The sequence below is a fragment of the Fusobacterium sp. genome (assembly GCF_032477075.1).
Taxonomy (GTDB): Bacteria; Fusobacteriota; Fusobacteriia; order Fusobacteriales; family Fusobacteriaceae; genus Fusobacterium_A.
On record NZ_JAWDXO010000040.1, the window covers coordinates 20994 to 28925 of the forward strand.

Genomic DNA, 7932 nt, shown 5'->3' on the forward strand with positions numbered 1-7932 from the left:
CTCCAGAATAAGGATATCCTTATTTTTGTTCAGCTTTTGCTCCAAATTTTTCACTCCATTTATCTAAAATTGTATTTTTATTTTCTGCAAGCCATTTGAAATCATTCTTTACAAGATGACTTACTGGATCAGTTGGGTAACCATTAGGGATTGGATTATTGATATTAATGCTTGTGATAGCATATTGAGTACCATATAATTTCATCATTTCTTCTGAAATAGCCCAATCAAGAAATATTTTAGATTCTTCTTTTATATCTTTTTTATTAATAAGGGCATTAGCTTCTGAATCCCATCCAGAACCTTCAGCTGGAAAAACTACTTCAAATGGATTTCCTTCATTCATAAGTTTTACACTTGGATAATCATAAGAAATACCAATAGGATATTCTCCATTAGCTGCTTGTTTAGCTGGTTTTGATCCAGAATGAGTATATACACCCATATTTTCATGGAGTTTCTCCATATATTCCCATGCTTTATCTTCTCCCATTATTTGAATGAATCCAGCTATAGCAAGAAATCCAGTACCTGAGGAAGCAGGATGAGGCATTGAAATTAATCCTTTATACTCTGGATTTAAAAGATCTTCATAAGTTTTAGGAATAGGCAGTCCAAGTTTGGCAAGCTCATTTTTATTTACAGCAAAAGTTGCCATCCATGCATTATTTCCTACCCATACAGGTTCTTCTGCAGAATCCTTAAACTTTGGATCAACTTTTTCTAAGCCCTTAGGAGAATAAGATTTCAAAAGGTTTTCTTTATCCAGCATAAGCAGACCAGTAGCAGCAGTTCCCCAGACTACATCAGCTTGAGGATTATCTTTTTCAGCCAGAATTTTTGTGATAAGAACACCTGTTGAATCACGGGTTATATTTATTTTGATATCAGGATGGTGTTTTTTAAAATTTTCTAAAAACATTGGGATCTGTTCATTTTCAAGAGCAGTATAGACATTGATTTCTTTTGTTTTTTGGGAAGCAGAGTTTTCTTTAGATTGACAGCTTGTTAATAAAAATCCTGCAAAAAGAATAGTTAAAAATTTTTTCATTATTTTCCTCCATATGTATAATTTGTATTTTTATATTTTTTCTAGTTTAGAATATGGATGTTAATGAAGTTTTAATTTAAAGTAAAAAAAAAGTGAAAGAAAGATTAACATTAAATTTACATAAAATTATTGATTTTTTTATATACTGAGTAATAAAATGAAAAAATACAGGAAAAATTAATATGGGAGGAAAGGAAATGTGGTTTGTATTTGCATTGATGTCAGCAATATTTGCAGCACTTACATCTATTTTTGCTAAAATAGGAATAGAGGGAATAAATTCAAATCTGGCAACTGCCATAAGGACAATAGTTGTATTATTTATGGCTTGGGGAATGGTATTTTTTACTGGAACTCAAAATCAAATTGGAAATATAGGGCAGAGAAGTTGGATATTTTTAATTTTATCAGGAATGGCAACAGGGTTTTCATGGCTTTTTTATTATAAGGCACTTCGGATAGGAGAAGCATCAAAAGTAGTGCCAGTAGATAAATTTAGTGTGGTTATTACTTTGATAATGGCCTTTGTAATATTAAAAGAAGCAGTTACATTAAAAACTATTTTAGGTGGGGTATTTATAACAATAGGAACATTTATTATGATACTGTAATAGAAAAAGAGGTTGACTTATTAAGAAAAGTGTAATTTTCAAACTTCTAAAAATTGTTTTAGCTTTTCAGTCAACCTCTTTGTTATTTTATAATATATTATTTAACTTATAATCTGCAACTATACTTTCAGATTCATTGATAAATTTATCTAAGAATTCTATATGAGCTTCTATACTTTCTTTTCCAGGTCCTCCAAGAGTACAACGTTTTTCCACACAATTTTTAATAGATATCATTTCATAAATATCTTTTTCAAATAATTTAGAAAATTCTTTATAAGTATTTATTGAGATTTCTTCAAAAGTAGTATTGTTGTCAATACAATAAGCTACCATGCTTCCAACTATTTTATAAGCATCTCTGAAGCTCATTCCTTTTTCAGTCAGATAATCTGCTACATCAGTTGCATTGATAAATCCCTGAGCTGCTGCTGCAAGAAGTCTTTCTTTTTTTATAGTCATAGTATGAATCATTCCATTGAATACAGCAAGACATCCCTTTACTGTATCAAGACTGTCAAAGAAATTTTCTTTATCTTCCTGCATATCTTTATTATATGCAAGGGGTATTCCTTTCATAGTTGTAAGCAGGGCCATTAAATCTCCAAAAACTCTTCCGCTTTTTCCTCTTATAAGTTCAGCTGCATCTGGATTTTTCTTTTGGGGCATAATACTGCTTCCAGTAGAAAAAGAATCACTTAGTTCTATATAACCAAAATCATTGGAGCTATAGATTATTATTTCTTCACAGAAACGAGATAGATGTACCATAATAAGAGCAAAAGCATTCATTATTTCAATAAGATAATCTCTGTCACTAACACTATCCATACTATTCCATGTAGGAGAAGAAAAACCAAGAATAGAACTTGTAAAGTTTCTATCTAAAGGATAGGTAGTTCCTGCCAGAGCAGCAGATCCTAGTGGAGAAGTATCAGCTAAAGCGGCAGCATTTTTAAGTCTGAGAAAATCTCTTCTAAACATTTCAGCATAGGCTAAGATATAATGTGAGAAAGATACTGGCTGAGCCTTTTGAAGATGAGTAAACCCAGGCATATATGTAGATATATTTTCTTTAGCGATTCCATTTATAATTTCAAGCAGATCAAGAAGCTGTGCTTGAACTTTAATTACTTCTTCTTTTGTAAATAATTTCATGTCTAAAGCAACCTGATCATTTCTGCTTCTTCCAGTATGTAGTTTTTTTCCCACATCTCCTATTCTATCTATAAGGATTTTTTCAATGTTCATATGAATATCTTCATACTCTATAGAAAAAGTTATTTTTCCCTCTTCAATATCAGTAAGTATTTCCCTGAGAGTTTTTTCTATAAGCTCACAATCAGCAACAGGAATTATTCCCTGCTTTCCCAGCCCTTTAACATGAGCTATACTTCCCATAATATCATATTTATAAAGTCTCTTATCAAAATTTATTGATGAATGAAAATCAAGAATAAGATGACTTGCTTTTTCTTTAAATCTTCCAGAAAAAAATTGCATTCTAACATCTCCTTAAAAAATTATTTGCTTCTCTGTTTTATTTTTATTGCTGTTAATATTGAAAGTTGTAAAATGATAGCTACAAACAGTACAATGTAGCTTTGGAAAAATCCTCCTATAAGAAAAGTTCCTAAAGAAATTATTCCATTAATAGCTGCATAATAAAATTGAGTTTTAACATGATCTATATGGCTGCATCCAGAACCAGCAGAAGCTAATATGGTTGTATCAGATATAGGTGAAACGTGGTCTCCAAAGAGCCCTCCAGACAGTATAGAACCAATAGTTACATATAGAGGAGCATTAAGTGCAACAGCCATAGGTATAACTATAGGAATCATTATACTGTATGTTCCCCAAGAACTTCCAGTAGAAAATGATATTATACATCCAAGAAGAAAAGCTATCATTGGAATAAATCCAGAATTAAGATTTATACTTTTTATAAAATGAACAATGTAATCTGCAGAACCAAGATTTTTATTAATAGTTCCTAAAGACCATGCAAGTATTAAAATAATTGCTATTTGAGTCATTTTATTTATACCATTTAGGTATATTGAAAATATTTCATCAAAAGTTTTACTTTTGTTTATAATCATCATAACAGAAAGAACAATAGCTGCATAAAGATATCCACTGCTTAATGCTGCTCTGAATTCACTTCCAGAAAATCTTTTAAACATGAAGTCAAATCCAAGCATAGAAAATAGTGTAATTAAAAGAACTAATATAGGAAGCCATACATAGATAGGTTTAGCATTTTCTACAATATACTCTTTTTTTTCAAGAACTTCAAGCTCTCTTTCGTTAAATATATCATCCTCAGCTTTTTTCATAGGTCCAAAATCCAGCTTCATAAGAGCTAGAGCAGGAACAATAGTAAGAGCAAGAAGAGGATATGTATTAAATGGAATTGACTTCACAAAGCTTTCATAGTCTGAAAGATTTAAATTTAAATTTTCAAACTCTTTTTGAAGAAGTCCAATAATAAAAACTCCCCATCCAATAAAAGGAACTAATACAGCTACAGGTGATGAAGTAGTATCAAGTATAAAAGCAAGTTTTTCCTTAGATAATTTCAATTTCTTGAAAAATGGAGCAAATATTGGTCCTACAATTAAAGGAGTTCCTAAATCAGAAAAGAAAATAATTATTCCTGCAAGGTAAGCTGAAAGCTGAGCTTTAGTTTTTGAATTGATATATTTACCAACACTTTGAGCAAAAGCATAGGCTCCTCCAGATCTCATCATAAGTTCAATAAATCCACCTATAAACACCATTAAAACAATAACTCCAGCATTATAACTATCAGTCAGCTGTTTTACAAAATAATCTGTCATCAGTGTTTTTGTTGTGAGAAGAGGATTATAATTTAATAGTATAAGAGCCCCTAAAAAGACACTGCTGAAAAGTGATAAAATTACATTTTTGGTTTTTATTGCCATAGCTACTGCTATTATAATAGGCAATATAGATAAAAACCCATAGTTTTCCATAAGAAATTCCCCCTTAAAATTAATTTTAATATAAAAAGCCAGTCAAATAAATGACTAGCTTGATTTTAATAAAAAAGCCAATAGATATACTATTGGCTAAAAAACTTTTTTATGCTCATAAAGATAAAAATTGTATCTTTAATCTTTTCCAAAAGAAATCTAATCAGTCAGCCATTGAAAGTGGAATATTAATTTTATAAGTTAGATATACCATGCCTTTCATGCCTCAATAACATTTTATTTCCCCCAGTTTTATTTTTTATCTAAGTTATACTACTAAAAAAAATCAGATATGTCAATAAAAAATTATTTTAAAATATTGTATATTGCATCTATATCTAAATTATTTCTAAGTAAATCAGCTAATTTATTATATTCATTTTCTTTAAATTCAGAAAATTCAAAAAGTTCATCCAACATATTTAATCCTTTTTTCTTTCTGATATTATTTAAAAACGTTCTGGTAAACTTACTATTATCAAAAATACCATGTATATATGTTCCAAAAGCATTATCTTTTGCAAGTACAGTATAATCAGTTTCAACAGTAAGATTTTTCTCATTTCCATGTGTAACTCCCTGATGAATCTCATAGCCTTTTATATGAAGTCCATTGCATCCATATAATAGCTCACAGTCGGATTCAGAAAGAGTTTTTTCTACTTGCTTTGTATATTTTGTTTTATCCATTGTAGTAACAGTATCCATTATTCCAAAACCTTCAGTTTTTTCTATATCGCTTTCAATATGATGTGGGTCAAAAATTTCTTTTCCCATCATTTGAAAACCGCCACATATACCTACTACTGTAGTTCCAGTAGAATATAATTTTTTTATTTTATCAAAAATACCATTAGCTTTTAATAACTCAAGATCAGAAAGAGTATTTTTACTTCCAGGTAGAATAATTATATCTTCTTCCCCAAGTTGCTCAGGACTGTATATATAATTTAGTGCTACATCTGAATATTGACTTAAAGCATCAAAATCTGTATAATTAGACATTTTATTAGTTCTGATTACACTAATATTTATATCTCGTTTTTCATTGGTATTAGTAGTCAGTTTTTTAGCTAAAACATCTTCTTCTTCAATATCAAGTTTTTTATAAGGAACTACACCTAAAACTTTAATATCCATTCCTTCATCTTTCAGCTTTTTTTCAAACATATCTATACCAGGTTTTAAAAGCTCTAAATCGCCTCTAAATTTGTTGATGATGACTCCTTTTATTCTTTTTCTGTCATTTTCATCAAGTAAGGCAATGGTTCCATAAAGTGAAGCAAAAACTCCACCAGTTTCAATATTTCCAACTAAAATAACAGGAGCATCTACAAGTTCGGCCATTCCCATATTTACCAAATCCCATTTTCTAAGATTAATTTCAGCTGAACTTCCTCCACCTTCAAGAACTCCAATATCAAAATTATTTTCTATTATTTCATAATTTCTTTTTGCAATGAGTTTCAATTCCCTAGAATTGGAAAAATAATCTGCAGCATTCATATTTGTATCAGGAATTCCTTCAATGATAATTTGTGAGTTATTATCAGAATTAGGTTTTAAAAGTATTGGATTCATAAAGACTCTAGGGAGTTCCATAGCTGCTTCAGCTTGTACAACCTGAGCTCTTCCCATTTCCAATCCATCAATATCCACAAAGGAATTAAGGGCCATATTTTGAGATTTAAAAGGAGAAACTCTATATCCATCTTGAGCAAAAATTCTACATAATCCAGCAGTAATGATGCTCTTTCCAACAGATGAACCAGTTCCTTGTATCATAATTTTTTTATGCATAATACACCTCTATTGATATTTTCTTTCAATTTAATGGTATCATAGTTTTATGTATAATTTCAACAGCTAAAAAATATATGGATAAGATACAAAACTTTTAATATTTGAATGTAACTTTAAAGATATTGACAAAAATATTAAAAAATTATATTATTAAGTTGATAAAAAATAGAAATAGGTGCTTATTTGAGCTTAATAAAGGAAGTTGGGTGTAAATCCCACACAGCGAAAGCTACTGTATAGAGGACGAAATCATGATATGCCACTGGGAAACTGGGAAGGCGTGAAAGTAGGGTGAATCTGAGTCAGGAGACTTACCAATAGAGAAAGATATATGAGAATATATTTATCCAATAAGGTAGGGAAACTATTTTATTGGATTTTTTATTTGGAGGGTTTTCAATGAGAAAGATACTTAATATAACAGATTTTTCTACTAATGAAGAAAATAAAAAAATGATGAAATATTATTGTGATAAGTACAACTTTAAAGGATTTGAACTTATCAAATTTGATTTGCAGAAAGATAATGCTTCTTTAAATAATTTAATAGAAGGGTATCATATGAGGTTTTTTCCTATGTGGCTAGATATTTATCTTGGAAAATATGAAATACTTAGAGAAAAATTTAAAGAGAAACAGGAAATATTTTATTGGTGTGGCGGAAATAGCAGAGAGGAATTAATTGATTATTATAAAAAAGAACTGAAAACGGCAGAAAAACTTGAAGTGGAATATGTTGTATTTCATGCCTGTTATGTAGATGATGAAGGAAGCTTAATATATGAATTTCCATATTCAGATAGAGATGTTCTTCAAAATGTTGTAGCATTGCTGAATGATATCTTTGAAGATAAAAAGTATAAATTTAAACTTCTTTTGGAAAATTTATGGTGGCCAGGACTTAGATTAACTTCAAAAAAAGAAATAGAGTTTTTATTAAATAATATAAAATATAAAAATATTGGATTTATGCTTGATACAGGACATATGTTGAATAATGAGCCAAAACTTAGAACAATGGATGAAGGGATAGAATATATTGAGAAAAATATTGATGAGATAGGGGAATTAAAAAAATATATAAAAGGTGTTCATTTGAATTTTTCTCTTTCTGGAAAATATTTAAGTGATGCTATAGAAAGACATAAAAATTCGTTGATTGAAAGAGAGGAAACCTTGAACAATATATATAGTCATGTAAGTCAGATAGATCAACATCTTCCTTTTGAAGATATAAGAATAGTAAAAATATTAGAAAATTTACCACTGGATTGGGTGGTATATGAATTTATATATTACAACAATGATGATCTTGAAAATAAAGTAAAATCTCAAGATAAAATATTAAAAACTTTAAATTTTAAATAGAGAATCTGTTAATTTAAAATGAAAACTAGCTCTGAAAAGTTGAAAAGGTATAAAAAGTGCTTTTAGAAAATTTCTATCCTAAAAAAGAGTATCACAA

At 29.3% G+C, this 7932-nt stretch carries 7 protein-coding genes and 1 riboswitch; of the genes, 3 read left to right on the forward strand and 4 right to left on the reverse strand.

Annotated features, from left to right (window positions below):
- Positions 1-19: 19 nt before the first annotated feature.
- Complete coding sequence (locus tag E6771_RS13605) at positions 20-1051, reverse strand: putative 2-aminoethylphosphonate ABC transporter substrate-binding protein (protein ID WP_316091886.1); 1032 nt, start codon at positions 1049-1051, stop codon at positions 20-22.
- 197 nt (positions 1052-1248) lie between these two features.
- On the opposite strand from E6771_RS13605, the gene E6771_RS13610 reads away from it, so the two are divergent.
- Positions 1249-1662 (forward strand): EamA family transporter, encoded by a 414-nt coding sequence (locus E6771_RS13610; RefSeq protein WP_316091887.1) that lies wholly within the window; start codon positions 1249-1251, stop codon positions 1660-1662.
- An 87-nt stretch (positions 1663-1749) separates the two neighbouring features.
- On the opposite strand, the gene argH is transcribed toward E6771_RS13610, so the two are convergent.
- Positions 1750-3165, reverse strand: a complete 1416-nt coding sequence (gene argH, locus E6771_RS13615; RefSeq protein ID WP_316091888.1) for an argininosuccinate lyase — start codon at positions 3163-3165, stop codon at positions 1750-1752.
- 20 nt (positions 3166-3185) lie between these two features.
- Positions 3186-4664 (reverse strand): Na+/H+ antiporter NhaC family protein, encoded by a 1479-nt coding sequence (locus E6771_RS13620; RefSeq protein ID WP_316091889.1) that lies wholly within the window; start codon positions 4662-4664, stop codon positions 3186-3188.
- Positions 4665-4714: 50 nt separating this feature from the next.
- Here E6771_RS13620 and E6771_RS13625 point away from each other — a divergent pair, with 50 nt between their 5' ends.
- Positions 4715-4864, forward strand: coding sequence for a hypothetical protein (locus tag E6771_RS13625; RefSeq protein ID WP_316091890.1), 150 nt, complete (start codon positions 4715-4717; stop codon positions 4862-4864).
- A gap of 106 nt (positions 4865-4970) precedes the next feature.
- On the opposite strand, the gene E6771_RS13630 is transcribed toward E6771_RS13625, so the two are convergent.
- Entirely contained in the window at positions 4971-6464 is a 1494-nt protein-coding gene (locus E6771_RS13630; protein ID WP_316091891.1) for a cobyric acid synthase, read from the reverse strand.
- Positions 6465-6623: 159 nt separating this feature from the next.
- A riboswitch (cobalamin riboswitch) is annotated at positions 6624-6801 on the forward strand.
- A 65-nt stretch (positions 6802-6866) separates the two neighbouring features.
- Here E6771_RS13630 and E6771_RS13635 point away from each other — a divergent pair.
- Complete coding sequence (locus tag E6771_RS13635; protein WP_316091892.1) at positions 6867-7835, forward strand: sugar phosphate isomerase/epimerase; 969 nt, start codon at positions 6867-6869, stop codon at positions 7833-7835.
- Positions 7836-7932: the final 97 nt, after the last annotated feature.